The sequence below is a fragment of the Fibrivirga algicola genome, assembly GCF_011742925.1.
GTDB lineage: Bacteria > Bacteroidota > Bacteroidia > Cytophagales > Spirosomataceae > Fibrella > Fibrella algicola.
In genome coordinates, this window is record NZ_WAEL01000012.1 from 23167 (window position 1) to 48718 (window position 25552).

Consider the following 25552-nt stretch of genomic DNA (forward strand, 5'->3'; position numbering starts at 1 on the left):
TTTCGCTATCGGCAACTGCCAGGAAGCTTTCTAGATTATGGTTTTAAGCCTATCGACCCCTGGTTTTGTCCTTAACTGGTACGGCCGTTTTGCAACAATCTTATGCAACCAGCCTCATATATCGCTAGATTCTATGATTTTCATGGTTGGTAGCCCTCATTTTGTCCATTTCGCTACTGTAGCGACTTACTGCCCAAGTCGCTAAAACTCAATTTTGGGCTGTACATCTATAGAAACCGACTTTTAACTTGCTTTAGGGGTTCTTCTTCCAACGGGGCAGGCGGATTTAAAGTGCTCGCTCAGTTGGAGGGAAACCACTGGCATAAAACTAGTCTGGGACCCAAAGCCATCAGCGCTTTCCTGCTTCAGCCTACCGCTGCCTGGCTGTACTTTGAAGGCCTGCCCGATTTTGGCAGCTTTCTGACGCTGGATCGCCCGCCTACCGGAACGTTCAATTATCTAGTGCTCAATGGGACGGGAATGACGGCCAAAGCGATCGCCTTTTTAGAGACCCTGCCCGTTGGCTCCCTGATCGTCTGTTCTCAGGCAGGGGAGGGGGCAGCCACCGTCAAAGCGGCACTGCTTGCCTGGGCTGCCCGACAGGGTTGGCAGCATGGCGATATTGATCATAAGTGGCGGAGCTTTGGGACTTGAATGAAAAGCTCATGCACCAGCAAAGCCTAAATCGGGTTGCTCAGCCCGTTTCAGGGCGCTCAGTCTTGAAGAACACCCCTAAGCTGGATCAGTAAACGAGTCAGCTGTCGCTGACTAAGTCCTTTTAGTAGGCTATCATGGGGTTAAGGACGCAATTTCATCTAAGGGAATTAGGAGGGCATCTTGGAATAGTTCATTCACATAAGATGGCATCTATAACACGCTGCGTCTCCCTGAAATAGCTTGACAGTTCACCTGGGGCTATCAGGTCAGCTTGTCGACCAGTTGACTTTTTTACTGAAGGCCTCCTACAGCCGCAATGCGGGTACGTATCAGGAGCCGTTTTCGCCTCTGGCAGATCAGGCCTCAGCCCTGTTTGCCCTGGACTGGCGACTCCCCAGAAAAGGGCTACGGCTAACGGGCTCGGTGGCCCTTGACCGGGGGGAGCTGTATACAACCAACACGGGCTTTTCGCTGGGGTTGGTGCAGACGGGAAGCCTCTGGTCGCAGGCTGGACCGGCAGCCGGACCCCGCTCCTGGCCAACCCCTGCTCGACCAGCGACGCTGCCCACCAAGTAGCCGGGCGTTCACTGCGCCATCGGCAGCATATACATCGACTGAATTACCGCCTTATCCGTGTCCGCCTCAAGGCTGTTTTGCACCGTTTCCGGCAGGTTCGACAGCAGGTTGTAGTTCGTGCGCCGCTCGATCTCATCGACGCTGGTTCGGTAACTGGCCCACTTCTCATCCCCCACCGCGTTCGTATTGGGCATCAGCACGGCAATCACGCGGGTCTGGGCGTTGATGCGCCGCACGTCGTTGTTACCAACCGGTAACACGACGATCACCTTCCACAGTACAGCCGGTACGGTCAGCTTTCCCCCCGCCAGCGTCTCAATGGCCCCGTTATTCCCCGTTCCTCCTTTACCGTAGGCGCCAGCCATCACGTAGCACTCGTTGCCCTCGGCCAGCAGTGAGCGCGTATAGTCCTCCAGCAGCCGCCATGCCTGCTGGTTGTGCCGGGGGGCTTGAGGTACGATGTTCGACAGGGTAAAGGTGATCCGGTTCTCCTCGGCCGTACTGTCCCGATCATCCGATGGGCACAGATGCCCCCGGTCAAAGCCGCTGTTGGTATAATCCGCATGCCTGACCTGATAGGCACCCGTGGGCAGGGCCGTCTCGGGGATAAAGTTGCCGCTGTAGCGCGAGGCTGACCCCTTCCACGCCGTTGACAGATGCCAGCTCACCCAGTTGGGCGTGCCCCGGTCGGCGTTATAGCTCAGTACGTACATCCCCTTATCGAGCAGGTAGTTGGCCGGGTCTGACGAAGATGCCCCCGAGGGATTACCCATAGCCAGGTTATTGTCACGGGTGGACAGATCAGTGTCCGGATTCACCGAAGACTGTTTACACTGGCTCGTATTAAAAGCCAGCAGAACGGCGGTCAGCCAGGTGCGTAATGATCTCATCGTGCTGAAGGATTATACCCGCAAAGGTCTGCAATCACCGACACTCTTCAGGCTAAATTTTGATAAGCTATATAAAACTTATAGTATAGGGGCGATTTTTATGTTCTTTTTGTACTACATATGCGCTATTCCGACCACGCTGCTTACGATCAACGATTCACTAAGGCTACTGTTACCAGCTGGTTACGTATCCCGTTTTTTGCCTCACCCATCAAAGCAGGCTTCCCCTCTCCGGCCGAGAACTACGTCGAGCGGGTCTGTGACCTCAATGACTTGTGCGTGAGTAATGCCGAGGCAACCTACTTCGTACGGGTGGTGGGAGACAGCATGACGGGGGATCGGATCGTGGAAGGCGACGTGCTGGTCGTGGATTGTTCGCGTGAAGCTCTGGAAGGGAAAATCGTGGTGGCCTGGTTTAATGGTGAGCACACCGTCAAGCGCATTCACTACGCCGATCCGCTGGTGGTGCTGATGGCGTCTAACCCCAAGTACGACCCCATCTACGTGCAGCCCGATGATGATTTTCGGGTGTTCGGCGTGGTCACGTTCATCATTGCCAAGCCCCTGTGACGATGATAGCCTTGGTCGATTGTAATAACTTTTACGCCAGCTGTGAGCGAAGTTTTAATCCTACGCTCATCGGTAAACCCCTCGTGGTGCTTTCCAATAATGACGGGTGCATTGTGGCCCGCTCGAACGAGGCCAAAGCGCTGGGCATCAAAATGGGCGTGCCCCTCTTCCAGCTCGAGGAGGTGAGAAAGGCGCATGATATCCGGGTGTTCTCCTCCAACTACACCCTCTACGGGGATATGTCAGCCCGCATTATGTCGATACTGAGTCGGTACGTGGAGGAGGTGGAGGTCTACAGCATCGACGAGGCGTTTATGAACCTGACCGGATACGAAACTATTTATCCGGATCTGGTGACTTTCGCGCAGGGGCTTCGTCAAACAGCTAGTCAGTGGACCCGCATCCCCGTATCGATCGGTCTAGCACCCACCAAGACGCTGGCCAAAGTGGCCAACTGGTACGCCAAACGAACCGAGGGGGCTGGCGGTGTCTGCCTGCTAGACAGTCCCGCCCGCATCGAAGAAGCCTTGCGGGGCTTTACCATCTCCGAGCTGTGGGGCGTGGGCTGGCGCTATGAAGGCATGCTCAGGCGTCATGGCATCCGCACGGCGGCGCAGCTGCGGGATATGCCTGATGACTGGCTGGCCGCCAACATGACCGTCAACGGCCTGCGGCTGGCTCATGAGCTGCGGGGCCTAAAGTGCCACCTGATCGAGACCATTGCCCCGGCCAAAAAAGCCATCTGTACCGCCCCTTCCTTTGGGCAGATGATTCCTGACCTGCCCCTGATCCGGCAGGCGCTGACCACCCATGTGGGGCGGGTGGCCGAGAAGCTGCGGCGGCAGGATAGTGCCGCCGCAGCCGTTACCGTGTTTCTGCACACCAACCGCCACCGTAAAACGCCGGGTAATGGCCTTGCCGCCAAACAGTACTATGGCAGCCGGACGGTGGAGCTGCCGCATCCCACGGCCAGCACGGCTGAACTGGCCAGCTACGCGCAGGCCGCCCTAACGGCCATCTTCCGAACGGGCTATCACTACCAGAAAGTGGGCGTGATGCTGACGGGACTGGTACCAGCTGACTTTCGACAGGCGAATCTGTTCAACGATGGCCCCGATGACCGGCAGAGTAAGCTGGCCCGCGTCGTTGATAAGCTCAATTATCGGTATGGTCGAGATAAGATTCGGCTAGCCGCAGCGGGGTATGATCCGAGCTGGCGTCATAAACAGCAGTGGATGTCAAAGCGCTATACAACCCAGTGGCAGGATATTTTAACCGTCAAGTGAGCCATGAACTTATCCTTGGAGATAAAGCCGGGTAACCGAGTCAAGGTAGCCCTTACCAACAAATACGGGCAAGCCATTTCGTACCACGCCTCCGTCTCTGCTTCAATGAACGGGCAGTTAACTTAGCCTCACCACCCGGTAGTGGACCATCTTCCGGCGGGGCCGGGGTGGCTGATTGGCTAAAGCTTACCGGCTGACCAAATCGGGGCGGGCCTGTTTGTTCTGCAGGAAAGTGGTCGCCTTATACTCATCCGACATCAAATTTTCGCCCACTTTGTAGGCGACCGACACTGCAGCCTGACTCAGGTCTACTCCTTCCTGCTGGAGAACTTCCACGCAGTTGTGCAGGTTGTCCCGGCTGGGCTGGTAATGGCCGCTGCGGTTGTCTATCTCTTTCAAAACGCCAGCGGCAATCCTGATCCCTCCCGCACAGATGACGTCGTTGCCTGCGTTGAACGAAGAATGGTTATAGATGACGCCCCGCTTCATTGTTTTGTCTTTCTCGTAGAACAGATTACCGTAGCGATCCATCGCATACAGCACTGACCCAGTGGTTGAGATCAGCCCATTGTTGACATCGCACAGGCGCCCCTGCCCGTCAACGAAAACCATCAGCTTATCTCGGTCCTCCCGTCTGGTATACACCACATCTAAATGCATATCGCCCTTGGGCGCCTTGCGGGCATACTCATCGAGTGCTCTAAAATCAGCGTCCGTCAACAGATTCACATTTTTACGTAGCGCCTGCCGCACGGCGTCGCTCTGCTTGGCCGGATACTGGTTCATAACGACACTCCCCGAGTTCATATCGCTATGCACCGCGTGCACTCCGGTACCCGATACGGCTTTTTCTTTTTTGGAAGCCAGATAGGTTGACCGCTCTGGCTGGTAGCTCTGCTCCATGGGCTTCGTGGGCGTCGGTGCCTGCGTGAGGGCGTTATTCAGCGTGTTGAATTTATGTTTATGGAACTGAATCGCAAACTTTTGCTGTGGTGTGATCGTATTCGCACTGGCCTCCTTCAGGGCCGTGTTCAGCTCGGCCAGGGCGGTCTTACCCAGATCTTCAATCACCAGCTTTCGCCGTATAAACAAATCGCTGCCCCCTCCCAGAGACGTAGTATCCGATTTGCCCTGTTTTCGTTTGAACCAAGTGGCACAGGCCTTAAGAACATTGATCAGGTGAATCACCTGCTGGGGCGACCCCCTTTTAACATCTTTCCAATAGGCCTGAAGGGCCTCATCTACTTCCTTCAGGTTAGAGCCTCTGAACTGAAAAAAGTTTTCCCTGGCAGTGCGCGCTCGAAAGTCATCGTAGGTTAGGAGCATAAAGCGGCTTTTTTTTTAAGTCCAAGGTAGTGACCAACGCCCAGTAGACTGCCCGAAAAACAGGATATCAGCCAGACGGTAGCCTAGTTTCTGGCGGTCAGCTGGTTGAGTGACTAGTCTAGCGCCTTCTTGACTAGATGCAGATAGTCACCATAAAGCCGCCCAAGCAATCGGGCGGCTTTTTTTATGCCTCACAAATTGACAAATACGTAAGTACATAGTATAGCTATCAATATTGATGTAATTAAGTGTCAATGTTTTTTTTGCCGTCACCATTCGCTTACTGGCCGTTGCTCCCCGTGTGGCAAACCGTATACCGGTTAGCTACTTACTTTTTCCAGCCGCTCCTGCAGCAGTGGGATTACCTTTTCAAGCCAGGAGTCAGCATGCACCATTCCGCTGCTCATGCCGCCAAAGCTGTACCGGGCCACGGACACGTACCGGCCGGGTGTCAATTCCTCGCCAATCAGATTCTGAATCAGTAGCCGAAGCAGCTGCTCTACCTCCTGAGTTGTCTTAGGCAACAGCAGCGTCAGGCTCACTTGCTTGAGCTCATCCCACAGAAAGGGATCACCACGCAGGCTCCATTGCGCTGGTCGCTCCTGAAACAGGACGGCTAACCATTGGTTGGTCGTCAGCGCCTCGTACAGCAATTGGCGGTATTGATTTAGTTGCTCGGTCGACAAGGCACGCTCTCCTGCGCGGCTCAATTCTTGTCCAACGACTCACTGGGGCTGAATCAGTTGGGGCCACTCCGGTCGGCGTTATCGCTGAGCACGTACACGCCTTTGTCAAGCAGGTAATTGGCCGGACCTGATCAGGCTACCCCGGCGGGGTTAACCTGGGCCAGATGGGGATCATGGGTAAGCAGCGACGACTCAGCGGGCAGCGCATCCTGTTTGCAGCGAGTCAGCCCAATGACCAGCAGGGCGGCGCTGAAAAACAAGCGATTCTTGCGGCTTACGAAGTCCGTATTAGTTCAACTTACTTGGCGTCAGACTCGCTGTCCAGTAGCTGACGATCAAGGCCATCATTCGCTCTAATTCATCGATTGACGCGGGCTTGACGAAAAATCCCTGGGGCGATAGCCTGCAGGCCTGCTCCACTTCGTTTTGGGTGCTTCCGGTCGTGAAAAACAGCAAGGGAGTGCACCTTGATCGGAGCCTGGCATCCTGCTGAATTTGCTGACCCAGCTCCAGGCCGTTCACCCCAGGCATGTTCATGTCTGAGAGGATCAATAAGGGCAATTCATCGGTCTGTCGTAAGAAGTCAAGTGCCGCCTGTCCATGAGCGAAAAACAGGAGCTTATTGGGGTAGGCCAGTTTGTTGAAAACAAGCTGGAGTAGTACCTGATCGTCTTCATCATCGTCCACGATGAGTATGGGACCTGTCTTGTTCATAGCGAGGGCAGCGTAAGGAGCCCGCAATCTAAGGGACTTAGGTCGTTCAGCGCAGCGAATCAATTCAATGGGCCAGCTGCGCTGCGGATCAAGAGGGTCTGGTTGACCGGGCCCGGGGTATTTAGTGGTTAAAAGCCGGGCTGTAACGACCCGACGGTGCTTGGCTCGGTGTTCCTTTTTTACTGGTGTCGCCCAGTAGGCTAACTGCGACAACCAGAGACCTACTCGCCTAAAGTAATCCCTGTTTAGGAACCCAGCTTAAGCGAAAGAGTCAATCTGAAGGTTATACTAGTATGGCAACAGATATTCAGGCGCCCAGCGACCCGGCCACGCAGTCAGCTGGCCCCAGCCAGCAGCAGTGGCTGGCCCAGCTGGCCTACGAAACCAGAACCCGGCTTGCCTTACAGCTCCAGCAACAGGAAGAACAGGCCCAGTCCTATTTGTACGAGATTAACCTGACTGATCGGGCCTTGCTGGTGGCGCGCCACCAGCAACAACGCGCTGCGCAGTTGCGCGAGCACCGGGCCAGGCGCATTGCCCTGCGTAAAGGTACGGCCCGGGACGGCTAACTGGCTATCGCGCGGTACGCCTCTCGAAGCACAGGCTCCCCCCCCGCTGTCCACTTCCAGCCCCACAGTAGGCATTGCGCCCCCTTTGCCAAGCCTAAAGGTCGGCGGTAATCGGGTATCGGCGAGGCGGGGCCAGGGGCCTTTGCCCTGGTCCTTATAGCCAGTGGTGGGTGATGGCCGAAACCAGCTGGTCCGCCTGGCGGTACGTAGCTGGCTTGATTAGGTAGTCCGCTGCCTGAAGTGCCAGCGCCTGCTGCCGGTCCTGATCACTCTCTGAGGTGGTCAAGATAACAATGGGCAGCGCGTCGTAGATTCGGTTGGCCCGGATGCAGCTCAGGGCTTCCAGGCCACTCATGCGGGGCATGTTCAAATCCAGCAGCACCAGCGCCGGAAGCGCCTGGGCGCAGGCCAATGCCTGGATGAGCACTTCTCCGTCACCCAGCACTTCAACGGTGGCAGCTGGCCTGTGTTGGCGAATCAGCCGCTGAACCAGGAACTGGTCATCTTCGTCATCGTCTACCAGGTAGATATGGGGTCTGTTTTGGTCTGTCGTAGCCTGCACAGTTGACTAACGATGTCGCGCAAGACCGGGTTCGCAAACGGCCATCAGGGGTGAAATAAATCCTGGACCAGCTCCCCGATTTAGGCCCTGTTGAATTGTTTGGGGTGGTGGCAGCTTGACCAGTACGCCAGGATTTCCCGTAGCTGAACGACCCACTCCTGGTAACGCACTTTCTTCTCAAACAGCCCCTGAATGGTGTATTCGTAGGCTTGCTCAACCAGGTCTTCGTGGACGGGGTAGGTGAAAAAGATAAAGGGAATCGATTTTTTGCGCAGCGCCGGGCTTTTCTCGATCTGCTCCCGCAGCTGCAGCCCCCCTAGTCTATCCAGCACAATATCGGAGAGGATAATAAAGGGTACTATTTCACTGGATGTGATGTAGTCCAAGGCTGCCTGGCCGTCACTGAAGACCAGGGGCGGGTGTGGTGAGTTTAGCTCGGCCAGGGCCCGGATAAAGGTTTGCTGATCATCTTCGTCGGAGTCGATGAAGATGATGGGGGATTCAGTCATGAAGTAGTGAGTTGAGTCGCTGACAATCCTGTCTAAACCCGGCTCGAAGCGAAGTGTTTGACCAGGCCGGCAATTTGTAGCTTTACCCCGCCTGCGCCCGTCCGACGGGGCAGCCAGCCTGGTTACGAGCCCTTGCTGGCCTTGGAAAATAGCTTGAGTCTGGACGACAAGAGGGCCTGCACCCGCTCGTAGGGTAAGCCCTGCTGGTGAGCCAGCCTGATGAGCCCTGACAGTACGTAGAGGTCACAACCGGCAGGTTGGCCAGCAGTATGATTCCCCACAGCTTTGGGGCAAAGGTCTGGCAAAAGGCTTCAAAAGCGGGCTGGTCCGCCGCCGAGCCAGGCGGCTGGAGCCCTGCTGCCGCTGAGGGCCTGTCTGGTAAGTTGGCAAGTCGCTTGCCCCGCGTTGAGCTGTCGAACGTTGACATGACTGCATAGGTTTCGTCCGCTGCCCGCTGGCGGGGCGGCTTTCGACTGTTGATGAAGGGAGGCCTGGGCCTGTATTTGATAACTGGCCATGGGTAGGCCGGGTCGGTTGCGCTGCCCTATGTCTACTGAGCGGCCCGCGTCGGCAGCCCAGGCTTTAATCCCTTGTACGGGTGAGGCGGCAACGCGGAGCCTGGCCCCCGGGCAACGAGTGTCAACTAGGCTTATAGTCCCGTATCCCGGTGCTATTCTGCCCAGGAGCCGCTCCGCCGGGCAGGGCCGGCACCGGGGATACGGCTTGGCTATGTAACCACATGTAACCACTTTAGTGCGGGTATGACCGGACACTCAGCGCCCGCATGATGGTAGCTAGCTCCTCACCCCGCCTGAGGCCTGACGGGAGATTGTAAGTGCCTTGGCTAGCTGGCCTGATAGCCGCCGTTAGCGCCCCTGCTAAAGGGCTTTTCGGTTACCCCTTACCAGTGTATCAATTTGCCATTGCGCGGCGGCTACCCGCTACCCGGCGGCGGGTAAAGCAACATCGGCAAGTTGAGACACTAGTTGTTGCCGGGTAGGGGGTACCGGATCCTGACCAGAGATCATCTAGACCGGGCTTTTGGGGGCCACCAGGGAGATAAACAGCTCAGGTAACTAGAAAGAAGGCTTGATGCTCCCCCTTAAACGACTCTCATTCAGGAAAGCCAGCGACTGGCCTGCGCTGGTCAATCGATGACGACCCCAGCACTTAGCCCAACCCAGGGGCTGAGCTGTCCCGTCACTAAAGGCGTCAGTTGGACTTTCCAGAAACCTGTAGCCCGACTGTTATAGGGAAAATAATGCCGTACCCCCAACAGGGGACTCCAGCGGTAAGCACTCCCCAGTTCTTTGTCCGTGTACAGGGGATACACCCCGCCCATGCCAACTTCAAGCAGCGTAGGGTTTCTCAGGCGGGTCGGTGGACACCCCCTTGTTTGCCCGTTGAGCACCAGATTCCAGCTCACCGAAGCGGGCAGGCTGCACAGCAGCGAACGGCTGAAGGTATGACCCACGCCGCCCCGCAGAACGAAAAAGCTCGTTTTTGTTTGCAGGGGTGCATACTCGGCATTAAGGGAGGCAAATGGACCAAACCCGCCTAGTTCAGCGGTAACCGCCCACCGGGTGGGCTTACCGTAGGCCTTTTTAAGCTGGGCCGTAGCCACGAAAGGCAACCCCAGCAGTAACCAGCAGTAAACCACACGGAGCCAAAGCCGTTGCATAGATCGATCTGTTGGGATAGCGTAGTAGCCCCGCTACCTAGCGGATCTGGGCTTCCTCCGGTGGTAGACGAAAGCTTGGCTCGGAGCGAATATAATGCCGGTGGCGATGATCAGTTAGCCAGGCGGCTGTTTCACAATCAATTAAACTAAATACGCAATAGGAGTGAAATCCTGTTTATACCATCTCAAGAACGGTCGCTAAAGACCCGTAGAACTAATAATTTCTGCCGGGCAGTTTTTTTATTTACCGCAGGCTATGCTCCCTTCAGGTTACCCTCAACACCTTTAATTAGCGCTGATGATGGCAAAATTGACATTCAGAGCAAACTTCATGGTTGATTAGGGCAAGAGTTGGAGTATGGACTATCTGTCTCTTACGTATATTATGTTCAGAGAACCTAATGGAGATTGTAAAACAGTTTTTTGAGTACAAAATGAAGCCGTAAGCATTTTTCAACAACCTCTCAGATGAAACGAATGCTAGTGCCAACAATCTTGGTGCTGCTCATTGGCGCAAGCTGCCAAAAGAAGACCCTCGAACCAGCGGGCTGTCAGCTGACTACCACCATCGACAACCAGACCTATACCTACCAGTTCGACTTGGTGGGGCGGGTAACGCATATTGCCCGGCATACGGTCAGTACTGATTTAGATTATGTCTATGCCTACCAGGGCAAACAGGCTACGGTTGATATAACCTATCCCGATTCAAAAACTAACCCGCTGCGCTTTCACTATGAGCTGACCTTGAATGAGCAGGGGTATGTACTGACCGCCAAGGAAACAAGGTACAACCTGCTGGCCAATGGAACCCAGAACGCCTTGCTGACCGCCAGCCACTCCTGCACTTACAACCAACAAGGCTACCTCATCACCCACCATGTCGACCGCTACACCTACCCACCGGGCCTACCCACTCAGCAACTCACCAAGACCACAGATGCCCAGTTAACCTATCAGGACGGCAATCCAGTAACGATCACTTACTTGGACAGGGAAGCCAATCAGACGATGTCGTCCACGATCACGACCAATCGGTATGGTACGCAGTCAAACCCAGTAAACCTGTCGTTTTTGCTCGAAGCGAATCCCTTTAGTTACTCGCCCGATCAGGTGCTGCAGCCATTTCTGGGCAAGCCCCCTCGCAGCTTAATCACGAGCGCTGAGTTAAAAGGAACCAGTAACATGACCACAACTTACACCTACCGAACCAACGCTAGCGGGCAACTGGTGCAAGCGGAGCGGGCTGGCAATTCAGCTCCTTTCAGTATTTCTTTTGCTACTACGTGTCCTTAACTCTTGTGCGTGATAGCACAGCTGCTTCACTGCTAACCAAACTTTCAGAAAAGCACTTGTTTATCGAATAGGATCCTGTTTAAATTTAGTTTTTAGGGAACTGGCGTGTTTTACTATTCTGACGCAGGAAGACTTTTCAGCAACAGCCAGAAAGTGCCCGCTAGGTGAAGATGCCTCCTGCATTGCAATAGCGAAACCGTCAGTCAAAAAGCACTAATAGCGTTCATATTGGACAGTCTACATAGGTTCTTATTACAAGCTTTACGAGTTAGATTAATTGTTGATGAGTTAACAGATCACCACTTATACAACAGATCTTAGACAAATGAAGAAGCTTATTCTTATTGGCTTATTGCTTTCTTTCAGTGCTTGCAAAAAAGAGGAATCGGTTGTTCTATTTGCTCAACAAGCAACTGGTCAGATTCAAGCAGCTATTCAGAAAGTAAGTATTGTAAGAACTAGGGTTTACACCAATAATTTGGAAGTAGACTTTAGTACTGACCCTGTTTCTTTTGAAGGGGATTTTATAATTGTAGGCCAGAGTCGGTATAATCTGAATCGGCTGATAAGATATGCCGTATTCAATTCCCAAGGGCAAACGCTTTTTCTGTATTTCTAAAAATAATCTCTTTACATAAAGCTAGTTATAGAATAAGTACAGGAATAGTGCTAACTTACTGTGGGGCAAGAAGTTGTACTTTACCTAGACCTGTTGCATAATTAACTCTATATTATGAGAAAGACTTGCGGAACAACAGCCTATATTGCATTGACATGCACCCCAAATTGTTCAAATCGACTATGCTAAACTTGCTGCGTCATACCTTACTGGTTGTTTCCTTATTTCTAATTAGTTTGATAGGATGGGCTCAATCGGTAAAACCGAAAGTATACATTGATCCACGGGGTACTCGATATACTCCACAACAATTCGATAGCATTCAAACAGCGAGTAGAGGTAAGCCCATTGCTCAGATGGATGTAATCCACAAAGAGAATGAAACTCAGATTATCTTCGAAGTACTGGCTGACAATCCAGTAGATCAATTTAAAGCAAAATGGATTGGTAAGCAGCTACCAACCTTCTCGTTGAAAGACATTCAGGGTAACGTATATAGCAACACCTCTTTGAAAGGAAAATCAATCGTTATTAATTTCTGGTCAACAACTTGTGGGCCCTGTATCGAGGAGATGCCCCTTTTAAGTGATTTAATGGCCAAGTACACAGGTAAAAATATTGTCTTTATTGCTCCTGCCCCTGAGTCAGCTGGCCGAATTCAGAAGATTCTATCAAAACGTCGGTTCACCTACACTGTTTTGCCTCAAGCTCAAGGGCTTATTTCTGCTTTAGCTGTTGAGGGCTATCCCAGTCATTTCGTTATTTCTTCAACGGGTGTTATTGAGGATATTTACACAGGTTTATCGTCGAATTCCCAAACAAATAAAGCCATGCTCGATAATCGACTCATAACTGCTATTGATAAGGTCTTGGAAAGCAACTGAACCTGTTATATAAGTGGCACTATGTTAAGCGATAAGTGAATCATCTTTAAAACCTTAAGAGAGTGCTTATTCCTTTTTAATATCTAGGATTGAGAAATCAATAAATTAATTACCCTTACTTGCGTTTTTCTTTAGTTGTTCAATCTGTTCGGCTATTTTACCTGAATACTTCTTTTCAATCTCTATCAGTCGCAATTCAAATGTTTCGAGCGAGGTACTCAAAGATTTCTCTAAATCGACCACAATTTTTTGAAAATTAGAAAGATTTTGTCTGATCTCAATTTTATCTTTCTTGTGATCAGTGATTTCATTATTAACAATGTCTAGTTTGACATTGTGTTCTGCAATGGATCTAATAAATTCTTTAGAGCTGTGATTAATTGAATCTATACCAATCAAAGAACGTTTGACATCTTGCTCTAAATTTGAAAATTTTGTAGAAACAATTTGTATTTCTTGTTTAGTTTTTTCTAGATTTATTAGAATTTCATTTGAACTACTTTTTATTTCAGACCGGAGTAGGTCTCTCACATCTTCAACTCTTTTATTATGTTGCCACATACTCCATAGCACTGTAACTAGTGCAGGTATGCTTGCTAGTGCGATCGCTAAAGCTGTCTGTAAGTCTACTATTCCCTTTATCATGTTACTTGAAATATTGCTTTATGCTTTTGTCCTCGCTATACTACCTTTAGATGTAACAGACCAAAATTCGCAAAATCTTTAAATAAAGGAAATTTATTGGTTTAAAAAAGGCAATGTACGTGTAAACTATGTGAGTGGTACAACATTTTCTTATAGTGTAACGATTGGTTAATTATTAAGTGGTTACAAGAAGATTTCATTTCAACGGTCGATTGATTGTAAAAGGGAAGGTGCTGTAAAACTTTCGTTTCTAAGGCCTTCATAATCGTTTCAGATTGCCGACAACCATCTGCTGCTCCACAAGAGTTGTGATTATCTTACACCTGCTGTAGCTCACCTGACGGATCGGCCCTGAGGAAACACTGCAAGCCGAAAGTCTACAAAAAGGGTAAAGCTCTTGCTACCATAGAAACTAATATAGCGTTGAACCATAATTCCTCATCCAAAAACGGATAACCTAATTTCAGGATCAGACTTAGTGCAAATCTATTTAAGGACGAAATCGTGAGACTAAGATTGACGAATTAATTACTTCCTACTTTTCAGATATTCTACAATTCGTCGGTATTCATCTGTATCAATGTAAGTAACTGCACTATCTAATATACGATCAATATCTATATTATTAAGTTTCTCTGAGTCGCCAATATGAATGTAAGTTGCAATATCAATAAGTGTTTTATTTAAATAGTTGACTAATAAATAAAGTTGTGCAAATTTTCCGTCAGTTTCATGCGGCTCATACTTGGATGAATCCCATGAAGAAATATTATAAACGCGTCTATTAATAAGATCAAACTCGATAATATGTACCTTTGCTGCTACATTCCCTTTAGTTGATGCAGCTTGTAAAGCTATTAATTTGGCTTCCGCTGAGGATGATTTTAGGTCAGATTTATTTACGACTACAAATTGATCATATTCTCTATCCTTTTTACTTATTAAATCTGATAACTCAACAATACTTTTTAGTTGATATCCTTTATAAATTGCAACTATTTTCGGCTTAGCCGCTGGCCTAGATGATATATCAATGACCGCTAATTTATATAATTTATCAAGTCTTTCTCTTTTTTCTCTGCTTTCAGCTTCTGTTTTTTTTGCAATCTCTGCGTCTATGTTTGCTTTTTTGTCTGATTTTAATTTATCCTCTGCTTTGTCAGGTGTTAACATATTAGGTATAGCTATCTCATTCTCAAACCATTTATACATTAGTGCACCGTTACGATAACGAGGTGAAGCGTAATTCTCTATCAATAGATTCATAGTAAGGTTACCCTGGTTATCTGAACTTAAATCGATGAAACCTTTCCAGCCACCCTGCGTCTGAGCAGCCATATTTTGACAGGGTGCGTCGGGATCATCCATCGATCGTTCTTGTACTTTTCTAAAATTTATTAATTTCAATCGCAATGGAATTTTAGATAGTGTCAATTTTTCAATGGGAAGATCAAAATTAGCTACGCAATTACATCTAATCGCCTTGAAATTTAACACCGTTTTACCCTGATAATCAATTAGGCCCACTAAAATTTCGTCTTTACCTGTGCCACCGGTATTTGACGCATATGACTCAAAATTTGTGCTCAATTTTTGGGGATTTCCTACTAAACGCCATTCAGGTTTATAGCCGTCAGGGTATTTACCATTGATATCTACGTAAAGTTGATTCGTAATAGGATAGCCGCCGTTAAAAGTGAGTAGGCGTGATGGGCCAGAACTATATTCTGTACCGTTAGCTGAACTGCCTTTTGAGATATTTGGACTAGATGGATTGGCTGGTTTGTTAAATTCCTTCCCGGTTCTTTTGATAGTTCTGTTTAAATTGTCTACAGATCTTAAAGTTCTGTCTGCATCTCTTGTTACTTTGTCAATTTCTCTGAATAATTGAGCAAAGGTTTGATTTGAGCTAATAATCAACACAAGAAAGATAAGAATAGTAAAATTTAGGTTTTTCATGTCAGATATAATTAGAAAAATTAGTTGTTAAACATTTATTGATCAGATGAAATCCAAACCATAGTCTGATGAAGCCGAGAGAGGCCGAAACTGTTGAGACAAAGCTGTCAGTGTTGGCACTCAGGTACGTTCCCCTGTCAGCCGGAAAGCTTCTGTTGACGTTCTGTCGCCTGATGCCTGGTTATTGACCTGTCCAACCAGACTTGATACGCTAAAAAACGCGCTGTTCACCAGATGTTGACCTGTTGCCAGGCACGAGGCAAACCCACAAAAAACGCTCACTATCAATTTGCTATCTTACCGCCAGTAATGTGAAATTCCCACTTTCATGAACAAGCCAATCAACATAGTGAAGAACGCAAGAGCTCTAAACTATAAATAACTAATGATTAATATACTGCCATTTATTATAAGGTTTAATGTTCTGATTTTTAAATAATTAGCTATGCGTTATATTATAATGCTGCAAGCTTGTTCCTGTGTAATAGCATCTGTAAACTGACAACTGGCTGCTACTTTTTGAGTGATTATGTTTATCAACTGATGGGTATAAGTATATAAATTTATAGAATTGTAAGCCTATACCCATCAACTTCGCTTTAGCAAGCGAATGATTTGAGTAGCTTGAAAGTCGCTGCCCCTAGCGGTATGAAAACCAGCCCAGTTAAGCTCATGGGCGATCTGCACCAGGTTGTTGCCCACGGATCGGTAAGCCAGCGCCATCGATAAGGTCCGGCGGTTGTTTTCGTTGGCCCGTGCCTGAGCTACATTGGCAGTCGCTCCTTTGGCCTGAGCCGCCGGGGTTATGTTCTGGGGCTTGCCTAGGACGGATCCTTGGGTCTTCTTGGCCTGCAGAGCGGTTTATGTGCGACTGCTAATTAACTCGCGCTCATGCTGAGCCAGGGTGGCGAAGATACCAATGGTCAGCGTGTTGGCGTCGGTCAGATCCACACACTGAAAGTTGACGCCCGAGTCTCGCAGGGTCAGGATGAAGGAGGCGTTGCGACTCAACCGGTCGAGTTTGGCAATGACCAGAACCGCTCCTTCTCTCTTGGCCCGCTCGATGGCCTGAGCCAACTGCACCCGCCCGTTGTTCTTGCCCAACTCGACTACGGTGAACTCGGCCACGATGGGACCGCGGACAAAGCTGGCCACGGCCGTCTGCTGGGCGGCCAGGCCCAGTCCTGAGTCGCCCTGTTGTTTGGTGGAGACCCGGTAGTAGGCCACGTACCGGATCAGGTGGTAGATAGCAAAAGAGGGGCGGGAAGGGGTAAACTCATGAAGTAGGATTGAGGAGCTAATCAGTGACAAAGTACCTAGTTTATTTCAAAGGTAGGTGTTCCACGGGTTGTTTTACGGGTCTTGAACGTCCCCCGTTTAAGACCTGTAAAACCAACCGTGGAACATTCAGTGACCTCCAATTGCCCGGTTGATTGCTATGGGCAAACTAGTTAAATTTTAAGGACCAGCTTCGTTCCTGACATAAACGACCTAGCTGTTGTGATATAATAACTTGGCTTTAATTATAGGATATTGTAAGTCGTAACACCCTGAAACAATCATTTCAGAATCCTGATAACGGGAGGTTGTTTCTGTTTCAGGGTAAACTGACGCAGGTAGGCAAACCAGGCTTCGGCTGAGGTAATCTGCCCCGCTTTGTCCCAGACACCACCCGTGTAATAAATCAGATCGTCGGCGGAAGGCGCATCGAGTCTGGCCAGCAGATGATCGTATTTCGTCAGCATCCGAACAGGCGTAACCGGAAACACACAGCCGATACCTAACGTACCGTCGTTTCCGTGCTTGGGTTCCCAATACCCCAGCACGCCAGATTTTTCGTCCAGTACGACCGGACTTGGTTCTTTGCGCTGACTAATTCCAACCACCATGGGCAGCGCTTTCCCGGAATTTTGCTCGATGTGTACCTGCACCTTGTTCAGCTGCGACCCCGCATCCAGCGACACTGTCCGCGTTTCATGTACCGTAACCCCATTAAACGTGTAGGGATCGAATTTCACGCGGAAGGTGGTTCGGAGGGGGCCGTTGTCCAGGATTTCCCAACTCCGGTAATTGTGAATAAACTGTAGCGAGTCATTCAGGAAAACAGCGATATCTCCAGCGCCCAGGGTCAGACCGACGTGGTAATAATCAAGTCCTTCGCCATGATCATTGTGGTAATTATTCTGCTTGTACCACTTATTCAGAATTAGCTGATCGGTGCGTTTGGTCCAGATGTCGGTGCCATAGGCGTTGTCTGACCGGCCGTTCAGGGCTGCACCGTACATCCGAAACGCGACCCGGTCGTTTTCCCAGGCAAAATCATCGAAGCGTTCGGGTACGTACCGACCATAGGTTTTAGGAGCTACCTGGGCTGGTTTTCCCTTGCGCAGCATCAGACTAATTGACTGCCTGGGGCCAATAGAGACCTGCACCAGCAAGTTCTGCACGTCTTTTTTGCCCCGGCGTTCGAGTTGATAAGCAACTGGCTGCTGGCTTCCTGTCAGTAGTACCTGAAAGTTTGTGGTATCGATACCAGGATAAGCCTTCAAAACTGTAGCCCAGGGAATGTCAATAACTTCTTGAGTCAGGAGTACTGTAGCCGGGTTATTGATTCGGATCGGCGACTGTGCACTAACGTAATGACTAAACAGACAGAGCGAAACGAGGGTAGTAAAGAGGTTCATGGTGCTGTAAGATCGTTGGTTAATCATAAAGGTCGCGCCAAACACACCGGCACTGTCACCTGGTAAAGGTATTTAGCCGCCTTTCTTTTATCGGCTATGGGCTAAGTAGCACACAGTAGTTTATTAACGTGAGTTATGGATAAGGTAGGACTATTATAGCCCCATCGGGGCGAAATGTACTGCCTGGCCCAAGCACATATCGCCCCGATGGGGCTAGCCTTGCCTACGCCTGCTCAATACTATTGACATACCACCCCTATGGGGTTCTCTTGTCCATAAGTCACGTAATCGTTAAGCTAACGTACCTGAGTGGATTGTCACCGTGAGCCTGTCGGGGACCGCACCGATTCGGCGAGCGGCGGACCGGCCTAGTCGAAGGGCCACGCGTCAGCAATAGTATTTCAATCTTATCCATAACGCACGCTAGACTACCTGCACGAGAAGCGGGTATAATCGCCTTCACAAGTTTGCCAGAACCGGTTTGCCCTGCTGCAGTTTTTTTAACCGTAGTAACGCTTCGATGTAGTAGTAGTCAGCGTAGTTGATTGAGGCATCCACCTCGCTGTTGTTTGGCTTGTGGCCGGTGCTGTGCAGCAGGAACGCATCGTTAACCTGACGGCTCTGGTAATTCGCCGACGATAATGATGCCAGCATCTGTTCGGCTTTGGTACGATACAGACTGGCTTTCGCTTTGTCTTTTACCAGCGTCGAAAGTTCCAGCAGAGCCGACGCCGTAACGGCAGCCGCCGAGGCATCTTTTGGTGCGTTTGGAATATCAGGCGCGCTGAAATCCCAGTACGGAATCAGGTCTTTGGGTAAGCGTTGCAGGTATACGTCCGACACTTTTTGGGCAAAATCCAGAAACTTGGGGTCTTTCGTTTCCCGGTAGGTCATCGTGTAGCCGTAGATCGCCCAGCTCTGCCCGCGCGCCCACATCGAATTGTCAGCGTAGCCCTGATGCGTGACTCCTTTGATTTTTTTGCCCGTTTCGCGGTCATACACGACTGCGTGGTACGAGGTATAGTCGGGCCGAAAATGGTTTTTCATGGTGGTCGTCGCGTGCGAAACGGCCATGTCGTACAGGCGTTTACCACCCCCGTTTTTCGAGGCCCAGAATAGCAGTTCCAGGTTGATCATGTTGTCCATGATCGTATTATGCTGCGGCCATTCCATGTTAGGGACCGATCGCGGCCACGACAGAATGGTGCCTACCTTGGGATTAAAGAGCGTGGCCAGGGTATCGGCCGTAGCCAGCAGGATTTTTTTGTAGTCAGGATTACCCGTCAGCCGCAGACCGTTCCCGAAGCTGCAATACATCTGAAAGCCCAAATCGTGGTCGATCGCTTTTTGATACGCCAGTGGAGTCAGTTCCCGCGAAAAGGAATCGGCTTTGGCTTTCCATTTGGGATCTTTCGTGTATTCATAGACGTACCACAACGTACCTGGCCAGAACCCGCTGGTCCAGTCTTTATAGCTGATGTACTTCCAGGACGTCTTGCCATTCAGAATGGTACGAGGCAAATTCGGTTGTGTAGCGGGAAGCGACGCAGCGGTTTTAGCGGCCTGTTGCACGCAATACGTCAGGGCTGGGTCGACGCGTATCCGGTCCTGATTGAGGGTAAAGCCGAAAAGGACAACAAGCAGAACGAGTACGAAACTGAATCTGGATAAGGGCATAACACGCGGAGAAAGTAGATTAATGGTAAATAGAATCAGGCGGTTGAACCGTACCCTTTTTACCATACATAATTTTTACTCGCCACTTGTAATGTATTAATAATCAATAGAATGTAAGCGATTTGAATATTTGGTTAACCGGCCATCCAGACCCAAAACACAGCTTATTTTTTTACAAGATGCTTATCCAGAAACTGAAGGAAGTACCGCCAGTCCAGAGCCGTAACGTCGTGCTCACCAGTTCGCATATGGTAGCCAATGCTGCCCTGCACGGACGAGTTGAGGGGTGGTAGCGTCGTGGCGGGTAGTCCCTCACGCCCAAACAGTCGGTACACAGCACTGGCCGCTTTAGCCGATTCAAATTCGCCGATCGGGTCGGCTCCCTTATCCTGCTCGGCGCTGGCGATGTACACGGGTCTTGGTGCCAACAAGGCAATCACTTCGTGCTGATCGAATGGCAACTGGGCTTCCTTGTCCATATACTGCCGGAAACTGGTGCTGTACCAATGGGGGAAAACGGTGCAGAGCCGCCGAATGAATTCGCCCTGTCCCCGCCGGAACAACGTAGCTCCACCCGCGCCCGACTCGTTGCTGAGCACGGCAGCAAAGCGTTCATCGGTAGCGCCCGCCCACAAGGCGGCTTTGCCCAGCCGCGACCAGCCAAACACGGCTACCCGTTTCACGTCGATAGCCCGATCGGTTTGCAGGTAATCCATGAGTCGGCTCAACCCCCATGCCCAAGCGGCAATGGTGCCAAAGTTATCGGGCCGGTTTTGCCAGTCGGGGTACGCCGTATGCACGCCCGTAGAAAAGCGGGTTGCCGGTACGTCGGAGGCAATATCTTCCCGATAAGCTGTTACCAGCGCGTAACCGTGCCCTAAAATGCTGTCCAGCGGCCACTGGCGGGCATTAATGCCCCGGCAGGCTTCCGTTGCCCGGTTGTCGACGACGCAATCCAGGTTGACGTAGGGGTTGTTTCGGCTCTTTTCCAGGTAGCTGGTGGCGATGCGGATACCGGGGTCGGCATTGATGCTGTGGTTCCCCCAGAAGTTTAGCCCCACGATGGCCGGAACGGGTCCACGCACATGATTCGGGATGTAGAGTAACACGTCGATTCGCGGGCCGTCGGTCTTCCCGTTGATGTAAATGGCAACCTGCCTGCGCGTCGCTTTTCCTCCCAGCGCCTTCTTGTCTGTGTCGAAAACACGGAACGTCATAGCGGCTGGTTTACCCGGCGAGCGACCGTATACCTGACTGGTAAACAACTCGATCAGCTCTGGCCGACGTACCTGTTGCCACTCCGCAACGGTCGTAACTCGCCCGCCGCTTGCGCGTTGTAACGGATCAGGCAAGCCAGGCACTGGCTGCGCCAGCACGTGACCCACCAGTCCGAAGAAGCTGAGCCCACTCATTAATAAAAAGCGACCGATTGCCATATCATTCCAGGGTCTAGTTACTTCACCGGCGTCAACCAAAGGGCCTGACCACCCCGCGGTACCAACTTCATCTCCATCGACTGCCCACCTTTCACGGTTTTGGTCGACACACGTACCTGCGTCTTGGTCGGCACCGTCGGGTCGTCGGTGTAGAGGTGAGCCACGTAACTTTTCCCCTTCGGCAGGAAATCGAGCGGGAGCGACAGCGTGCGGCCGTCATTATTGGTGATCGTGCCTACAAACCAGTCGTCTCCGCTTCGGCGGGCGATGGTGACGTACTCGCCGATGGCGTCATGAATCACTCTGGTGTCGTCCCAGACGGTGGGCACCTTATCGAAAAACTCGATTTCGGGCTCGCCCCCGTACTGCGCCGGTTTGTCGTACCAGAACACGGATTGGAGCGGACTGTAGGAAATGACGTTCATCGCCAGTTGGTGAGCGTGGGTGTTTTTGAGCCGTTTGTCGTAGTAGCAGATGGTGTAGTCGCCCGCCCCGGCCAGGTAACGCGTGAAGGGTAGCACGGTGTTGTGGGTTGCATCGGGGAATTCCTCGTTGCCCCGGATGCCTTCCTGCGTCATCACGTTGGGGTACGTTCGGCTGGTCCCCGTTGGGCGGTATTCGTCGTGAATATTCACCATCAGCCCATTTTCCAGCGCTTTCTGTTTGGCTTCGGTGAGCCAGGTCATCCAGCGGTGCGACCCCACTTCCACAAAGCCGAATTTGACGCCCTTGACGCCCCACTTTTTGTAGAGCGGAAAAATATCATCCATCTGTTTGTACAAGGCCTGCAGGTTTACGTACAGGATCACGCCCACGTTTTTCGACTTACCGTAGGCAATCACCTGGGGCATATCGATGGGGGCCACGACCTGCCGGGCATCCGAATTGAAGGTAAACGCTGGGCCGTACCATTTCCAGTCGAAGAGGATATATTGCAGGTTGTGGGCAGCCGCAAAGTCGATGCACGACAGGGCCCCCTGCGTGGTCAGCGTCACTTCCCGCATCATCTTACCCGGCTTGATCCAGTCGGTGTTGGTGACTGTGGCGGGTGGGTTTAGATTGAGCATGATGTCGTTGTTTTCAAGCAGCTTACCCGGCCGGTTCGCCACCATCACCACCCGCCAGGGCGTACCCACATCCGACATCAGATCGACGCTTTCGTAGAGTGAGGTAACGACCGTATTGGGCTTGTCGGGGGAGAGTTTGAATTTGGTCATGGCGTAGTCGGTCAGCTGGGCCTCGGCCAGCGAAGCGTACAGGCCATTGGGCAACGACAGGGTCAGCGGTCGTTCCGCGTTCTCGGGCCAGCCAGACAGAGGCAGCGCCTGATAAGCCCCCTGCGCCCAGGCGGTATACCAGGCTTTGGTATCGGCGGGCAGGGTGAACTCACTGTTTTCGGCCATCAGGCGGTAATACAGGCCGTTGGGCTGTTCGGGGAAGAAGTACCGAAACGCGATGCCCGAATCGTAGGCCCGGAAAATAACGTGCAGGGCATAATCCGGCGCGTCCGGTTTCTGAAGCTGAATCTCTAGCTGGTTGTAGTGATCCCGGATCAGACTGCGTTCGCCGTACACGGGTTTCCAGGTGGTGTCCTTTGCCGTTTTGACCACATTTTTGATCACCAGATTATCGCACCAGTTGGCCCCCAGGGTACCGGGAGGGGTGGTCACTTTATGCGCCATGGCGTGCTCGAACACGTGGTTGTCGATCTGCACGCCCAGCCCGGATGACAGAATAACGGGTTTCCCTTCGTAGTTGACACGGTAGGTCATCTGTTTACGACCAGGGCCGATTTCCTGCTGCGTAAACATCACCTCCAGCTTACCATCGGGCGACAACAGGCGGGTTTCGGGCGTCTGAGCCAGCGTGAACTGTAGCGGCAACAGCCAGCTGAGGAGCGCACAAATCAATAAAAATCGGCAGGGCATAGTAAGTCGAATGGTAGACATATTAGTTTGGTTCTTCCACGGTAATTACCAGCATCTTGCCCGCATCATAGGCGGGGGAAACGGCTTTACCGTTTACGTTGAGCTTATTTATTTTTTCGAATCCCAGCGTGGCCTCGATCAGCGGTTGACCCTGGAGTTGCACCTCCAACTGGTTTCCCTTTCTGTCCGCGTGCAGGAACACTTTCGATAGCGAGCTGAGCAGCGGCTTTCCATTTTTACGCAGGTAGCTGCCGTTGCCAACGAAGAAAGACGTCAGTTGCGAAGGGTCCTGCCGGTCGGCCCCCTCGGGGAACGTAAGGGCCGATAGGTACGCGTCCGTTTCCCAGCCCCGGCCCGCTCCATCACCAATGGTCAGGTTAGCGTTGCGGTGCATCAGTCGACCGTCGGCCAGCAGGTTCATGTATAGCTCGGTTACCTGTCCGTTCTGGGTGATGCGCAGGCCCAGGTAGTTGGTGCCCTCAAACTTCTCGATGATAGGCAGATTGCTACGACCAGCGGCCCCGTTCGCTCCCGATGAACCCGTTGCCGTCTGAATCGACTGGTTGGTTTCATCAAGCAGCAGGATGGCGTTGACCAGTTTGGTCCGGTCGGTCTTCTCGGGGGGCGACAGCACGTAATACGGAATCTTGACGTTCGTGGTGCGGTCCTGCAGGCCGTATTCGGTCCGGTATTTAAGCTTTTCGGGGAAATCGTGCGGGTAGCCGAGCGGCAGCGTTTCAGGGTAGAGGGGCCGGAACAGAATGGCTGCTTTGTCTTTGGTTATCTCCAGGTCAGGCCCGCGCTTGACGGCTTTATCGGCGTAGTGCAGCAGAAAATCGAACTGGCCACTTTCGTATGTTTTCAGATCGTCGATGACCAGAATCACGTTGCCAATCCAGAGGAAGTTACGGTAGTTGCGCAGAAAGTTGCGCGACGTGGGGCCGGTGGCATCGGCCAGTACGTACTTCAGCGAACCGCCATCGAGCAGGTTATAGAGGTGCCCGGGGTTCTTCACGGCGTTGTACTGATCGCGGGCATCCTGAGCCTCACCATTGACCATCACCACATTATGCGCCTGGCTCTTCACAAAATAGCTGCTGTATTCCGGATTGCCGTACCCCACGTCGCCCCCGTCGATGAGCAGGTTCTCGCCCTTGTGGTACAGCACAAATGAGCCCGCGTCGGCGTGAGCGTGGTTCCAGGTGTAGCCGCTTTTTACGCCCAGCATGGTAGCATCGGGCTTCCAGGACGAGCGGAGCGTACCCCAGCCCATCGAACCATACATAGCCGAAGGAGATAAGGTCGGCGTTGTGGGAACCGGTTTGTTTTCGGGTTGGTATAACAGGCCCATTGGCGTATTAACGTTCAGATCTTCCCGAAACGGGGTCTTCCCGGTTTGCTGAATGTACCAGTAGTAATTGTCGTTGCCCATCCCCAGGGCCATCATCAGTTTGGCCGGGCGTTCGCCATTGGCAAAGTCGTTGCTGTCGCCGAAATTCAGTGAGAGCAGGGGTTTATCGCCACTACGCGGGTAGGCTGTATGCATAAACCAGTCGACGGTCTTTTTCAGCAGGTTATCGTAAGGCATTGTCAACGTACCCAGCGCGTTGGTGTAAGCCAATCGAAACTGAAGGTATTCACTCACGCCATAATTGGCGTAGCTGACACTTTCGTAAAAGCCACCCGATGGGTCAAAATTGGCCGGTTTGTTTTCCAGCAAACTACCCGAAAAAGCGAACCACTGGCGGCTGTCATGCATGATGTCATTGGCCCACTGGCGGGCCTGCGGCTGCTCGTTCATGACGGCCAACGACGCGATTCCCGCTTCGAACACAACAGCGGCCCACCAGTTGTGACCCATGTTGTCGAGCGATTGAATGCGCTTGTCTTTCGATACCCAGTCGCCAATCGACGGCTCGATGCCCAGTTTAACAATCTGATTGGCGATACTAAGGCGTTCGTCTTTGGTCAGGGCGTTGTAGATGGCATCGAACGTAACCGAAGCCGTCCAGTTACTATGGCTGGTGCCCAGACCCGCATTCCAGCGGGGTGTCCGGTCGTCCATTCCATCCCAAAAAGCGCGGCCAGTCAGGTCGGCAAGCAGCGTTTTGGCCCGGTCGGCGTAGCGTTTGTCGCCGGTCATGGTGTAGGCCAGCGCCAGCTGTTCCATGTTCCCGCCTTTGGGGTCGTTTAGCCAGCCCTCACACCGCTTCTGCATAGCGTTCCAACGATTGGCCAGCAGCGTGTCGGTTTTGATGCGTTCTTTCAGCCGCTCGGTGCGCTGCGGGGTGTAGAATAGATAGGGGTGCGGTTTTGATTTGGTCGACTGGGCCTGTCCGGCATAACTGGTCACCAGCAGGCTGAACAGAACAAGGGTATAAACTAGTCTTCGCATCTT

At 51.7% G+C, this 25552-nt stretch carries 25 protein-coding genes; 9 read left to right on the forward strand and 16 right to left on the reverse strand.

Going from position 1 to position 25552, the window contains the following annotated elements; translation table 11 throughout:
• Positions 1-291: 291 nt before the first annotated feature.
• Together F7231_RS24925 and F7231_RS24930 are read left to right on the forward strand one after the other, a co-directional pair.
• Positions 292-654, forward strand: coding sequence for a hypothetical protein (locus F7231_RS24925; RefSeq protein ID WP_166693956.1), 363 nt, complete (start codon positions 292-294; stop codon positions 652-654).
• Positions 655-897: 243 nt separating this feature from the next.
• Positions 898-1233, forward strand: coding sequence for a hypothetical protein (locus F7231_RS24930; protein WP_166693957.1), 336 nt, complete (start codon positions 898-900; stop codon positions 1231-1233).
• A gap of 8 nt (positions 1234-1241) precedes the next feature.
• On the opposite strand, the gene F7231_RS24935 is transcribed toward F7231_RS24930, so the two are convergent.
• Entirely contained in the window at positions 1242-2123 is an 882-nt protein-coding gene (locus tag F7231_RS24935; RefSeq protein WP_166693958.1) for a DNA/RNA non-specific endonuclease, read from the reverse strand.
• A gap of 120 nt (positions 2124-2243) precedes the next feature.
• Here F7231_RS24935 and F7231_RS24940 point away from each other — a divergent pair, with 120 nt between their 5' ends.
• Genes F7231_RS24940 through F7231_RS27670 form a run of 3 tightly spaced genes read left to right on the forward strand, consistent with a single transcriptional unit; the run spans position 2244 to position 4105 of the window.
• Positions 2244-2693, forward strand: a complete 450-nt coding sequence (locus F7231_RS24940; protein ID WP_166693959.1) for a LexA family protein — start codon at positions 2244-2246, stop codon at positions 2691-2693.
• A 2-nt stretch (positions 2694-2695) separates the two neighbouring features.
• The gene (locus F7231_RS24945) at positions 2696-3979 is read left to right on the forward strand and encodes a Y-family DNA polymerase (protein ID WP_166694059.1); all 1284 of its coding nucleotides are present in this window, start codon (positions 2696-2698) and stop codon (positions 3977-3979) included.
• Between the two features lie 3 nt (positions 3980-3982).
• Positions 3983-4105, forward strand: a complete 123-nt coding sequence (locus F7231_RS27670; RefSeq protein WP_262889697.1) for a hypothetical protein — start codon at positions 3983-3985, stop codon at positions 4103-4105.
• 60 nt (positions 4106-4165) lie between these two features.
• On the opposite strand, the gene F7231_RS24950 is transcribed toward F7231_RS27670, so the two are convergent.
• The 4 genes from F7231_RS24950 to F7231_RS24960 form a co-directional block, all read right to left on the reverse strand.
• Entirely contained in the window at positions 4166-5305 is a 1140-nt protein-coding gene (locus tag F7231_RS24950) for an IQM protein middle domain-containing protein (RefSeq protein WP_166693960.1), read from the reverse strand.
• A gap of 320 nt (positions 5306-5625) precedes the next feature.
• Entirely contained in the window at positions 5626-6015 is a 390-nt protein-coding gene (locus F7231_RS24955; RefSeq protein ID WP_166693961.1) for a hypothetical protein, read from the reverse strand.
• A 107-nt stretch (positions 6016-6122) separates the two neighbouring features.
• A complete protein-coding gene (locus tag F7231_RS27675) occupies positions 6123-6251 on the reverse strand; it encodes a hypothetical protein (protein ID WP_262889698.1) in 129 nt (42 codons plus the stop codon).
• 28 nt (positions 6252-6279) lie between these two features.
• Positions 6280-6705, reverse strand: a complete 426-nt coding sequence (locus F7231_RS24960) for a response regulator (protein ID WP_166693962.1) — start codon at positions 6703-6705, stop codon at positions 6280-6282.
• A gap of 293 nt (positions 6706-6998) precedes the next feature.
• Here F7231_RS24960 and F7231_RS24965 point away from each other — a divergent pair, with 293 nt between their 5' ends.
• A complete protein-coding gene (locus F7231_RS24965; protein ID WP_166693963.1) occupies positions 6999-7274 on the forward strand; it encodes a hypothetical protein in 276 nt (91 codons plus the stop codon).
• 154 nt (positions 7275-7428) lie between these two features.
• Here the strand turns inward: F7231_RS24965 and F7231_RS24970 are convergent, their stop codons facing one another.
• The 3 genes from F7231_RS24970 to F7231_RS24980 form a co-directional block, all read right to left on the reverse strand.
• Entirely contained in the window at positions 7429-7836 is a 408-nt protein-coding gene (locus tag F7231_RS24970) for a response regulator (RefSeq protein WP_166693964.1), read from the reverse strand.
• An 80-nt stretch (positions 7837-7916) separates the two neighbouring features.
• A complete protein-coding gene (locus tag F7231_RS24975; protein ID WP_166693965.1) occupies positions 7917-8345 on the reverse strand; it encodes a response regulator in 429 nt (142 codons plus the stop codon).
• A gap of 1147 nt (positions 8346-9492) precedes the next feature.
• Positions 9493-10026, reverse strand: coding sequence for a hypothetical protein (locus F7231_RS24980; RefSeq protein WP_166693966.1), 534 nt, complete (start codon positions 10024-10026; stop codon positions 9493-9495).
• 468 nt (positions 10027-10494) lie between these two features.
• On the opposite strand from F7231_RS24980, the gene F7231_RS24985 reads away from it, so the two are divergent.
• The 3 genes from F7231_RS24985 (at position 10495) to F7231_RS24995 (ending at position 12825) form a co-directional block, all read left to right on the forward strand.
• Positions 10495-11322, forward strand: a complete 828-nt coding sequence (locus F7231_RS24985; RefSeq protein ID WP_166693967.1) for a DUF4595 domain-containing protein — start codon at positions 10495-10497, stop codon at positions 11320-11322.
• 325 nt (positions 11323-11647) lie between these two features.
• Entirely contained in the window at positions 11648-11941 is a 294-nt protein-coding gene (locus tag F7231_RS24990) for a hypothetical protein (RefSeq protein ID WP_166693968.1), read from the forward strand.
• A gap of 182 nt (positions 11942-12123) precedes the next feature.
• The gene (locus tag F7231_RS24995) at positions 12124-12825 is read left to right on the forward strand and encodes a TlpA family protein disulfide reductase (protein ID WP_166693969.1); all 702 of its coding nucleotides are present in this window, start codon (positions 12124-12126) and stop codon (positions 12823-12825) included.
• Between the two features lie 105 nt (positions 12826-12930).
• On the opposite strand, the gene F7231_RS25000 is transcribed toward F7231_RS24995, so the two are convergent.
• The 8 genes from F7231_RS25000 to F7231_RS25035 all read right to left on the reverse strand — a co-directional run bounded on the left by F7231_RS25000 (position 12931) and on the right by F7231_RS25035 (position 25549).
• A complete protein-coding gene (locus tag F7231_RS25000) occupies positions 12931-13470 on the reverse strand; it encodes a hypothetical protein (RefSeq protein ID WP_166693970.1) in 540 nt (179 codons plus the stop codon).
• A gap of 528 nt (positions 13471-13998) precedes the next feature.
• Positions 13999-15429, reverse strand: a complete 1431-nt coding sequence (locus F7231_RS25005; protein WP_166693971.1) for a hypothetical protein — start codon at positions 15427-15429, stop codon at positions 13999-14001.
• Positions 15430-16290: 861 nt separating this feature from the next.
• The gene (locus F7231_RS27505; RefSeq protein WP_229370339.1) at positions 16291-16740 is read right to left on the reverse strand and encodes a recombinase family protein; all 450 of its coding nucleotides are present in this window, start codon (positions 16738-16740) and stop codon (positions 16291-16293) included.
• 248 nt (positions 16741-16988) lie between these two features.
• A complete protein-coding gene (locus F7231_RS25015) occupies positions 16989-18113 on the reverse strand; it encodes a BT3233 family polysaccharide utilization protein (RefSeq protein WP_166693972.1) in 1125 nt (374 codons plus the stop codon).
• 459 nt (positions 18114-18572) lie between these two features.
• A complete protein-coding gene (locus F7231_RS25020; protein WP_166693973.1) occupies positions 18573-19790 on the reverse strand; it encodes a glycoside hydrolase family 88 protein in 1218 nt (405 codons plus the stop codon).
• A gap of 164 nt (positions 19791-19954) precedes the next feature.
• Positions 19955-21226, reverse strand: coding sequence for a glucuronyl esterase domain-containing protein (locus F7231_RS25025; RefSeq protein WP_166693974.1), 1272 nt, complete (start codon positions 21224-21226; stop codon positions 19955-19957).
• A 17-nt stretch (positions 21227-21243) separates the two neighbouring features.
• On the reverse strand, positions 21244-23175 hold the full coding sequence (locus F7231_RS25030) for a glycoside hydrolase family 97 protein (protein ID WP_229370344.1): 1932 nt from the start codon (positions 23173-23175) through the stop codon (positions 21244-21246).
• A 1-nt stretch (position 23176) separates the two neighbouring features.
• Positions 23177-25549: a heparinase II/III domain-containing protein gene (locus F7231_RS25035; RefSeq protein ID WP_166693975.1), complete on the reverse strand. Its 2373-nt coding sequence runs from the start codon at positions 25547-25549 to the stop codon at positions 23177-23179.
• Positions 25550-25552 lie beyond the last annotated feature (3 nt).

What these genes read in the sequence shown, in the direction of transcription:
- F7231_RS24935 (WP_166693958.1), bottom strand. Translation starts at nt 2,123, where the DNA reads ATGAGATCATTACGCACCTGGCTGACCGCCGTTCTGCTGGCTTTTAAT.
- F7231_RS24940 (WP_166693959.1), top strand. Translation starts at nt 2,244, where the DNA reads ATGCGCTATTCCGACCACGCTGCTTACGATCAACGATTCACTAAGGCT.
- F7231_RS24945 (WP_166694059.1), top strand. Translation starts at nt 2,696, where the DNA reads ATGATAGCCTTGGTCGATTGTAATAACTTTTACGCCAGCTGTGAGCGA.
- F7231_RS27670 (WP_262889697.1), top strand. Translation starts at nt 3,983, where the DNA reads ATGAACTTATCCTTGGAGATAAAGCCGGGTAACCGAGTCAAGGTAGCC.
- F7231_RS24950 (WP_166693960.1), bottom strand. Translation starts at nt 5,305, where the DNA reads ATGCTCCTAACCTACGATGACTTTCGAGCGCGCACTGCCAGGGAAAAC.
- F7231_RS24960 (WP_166693962.1), bottom strand. Translation starts at nt 6,705, where the DNA reads ATGAACAAGACAGGTCCCATACTCATCGTGGACGATGATGAAGACGAT.
- F7231_RS24965 (WP_166693963.1), top strand. Translation starts at nt 6,999, where the DNA reads ATGGCAACAGATATTCAGGCGCCCAGCGACCCGGCCACGCAGTCAGCT.
- F7231_RS24975 (WP_166693965.1), bottom strand. Translation starts at nt 8,345, where the DNA reads ATGACTGAATCCCCCATCATCTTCATCGACTCCGACGAAGATGATCAG.
- F7231_RS24980 (WP_166693966.1), bottom strand. Translation starts at nt 10,026, where the DNA reads ATGCAACGGCTTTGGCTCCGTGTGGTTTACTGCTGGTTACTGCTGGGG.
- F7231_RS24985 (WP_166693967.1), top strand. Translation starts at nt 10,495, where the DNA reads ATGAAACGAATGCTAGTGCCAACAATCTTGGTGCTGCTCATTGGCGCA.
- F7231_RS24990 (WP_166693968.1), top strand. Translation starts at nt 11,648, where the DNA reads ATGAAGAAGCTTATTCTTATTGGCTTATTGCTTTCTTTCAGTGCTTGC.
- F7231_RS24995 (WP_166693969.1), top strand. Translation starts at nt 12,124, where the DNA reads ATGCTAAACTTGCTGCGTCATACCTTACTGGTTGTTTCCTTATTTCTA.
- F7231_RS25000 (WP_166693970.1), bottom strand. Translation starts at nt 13,470, where the DNA reads ATGATAAAGGGAATAGTAGACTTACAGACAGCTTTAGCGATCGCACTA.
- F7231_RS25005 (WP_166693971.1), bottom strand. Translation starts at nt 15,429, where the DNA reads ATGAAAAACCTAAATTTTACTATTCTTATCTTTCTTGTGTTGATTATT.
- F7231_RS25015 (WP_166693972.1), bottom strand. Translation starts at nt 18,113, where the DNA reads ATGAACCTCTTTACTACCCTCGTTTCGCTCTGTCTGTTTAGTCATTAC.
- F7231_RS25020 (WP_166693973.1), bottom strand. Translation starts at nt 19,790, where the DNA reads ATGCCCTTATCCAGATTCAGTTTCGTACTCGTTCTGCTTGTTGTCCTT.
- F7231_RS25025 (WP_166693974.1), bottom strand. Translation starts at nt 21,226, where the DNA reads ATGGCAATCGGTCGCTTTTTATTAATGAGTGGGCTCAGCTTCTTCGGA.
- F7231_RS25030 (WP_229370344.1), bottom strand. Translation starts at nt 23,175, where the DNA reads ATGTCTACCATTCGACTTACTATGCCCTGCCGATTTTTATTGATTTGT.
- F7231_RS25035 (WP_166693975.1), bottom strand. Translation starts at nt 25,549, where the DNA reads ATGCGAAGACTAGTTTATACCCTTGTTCTGTTCAGCCTGCTGGTGACC.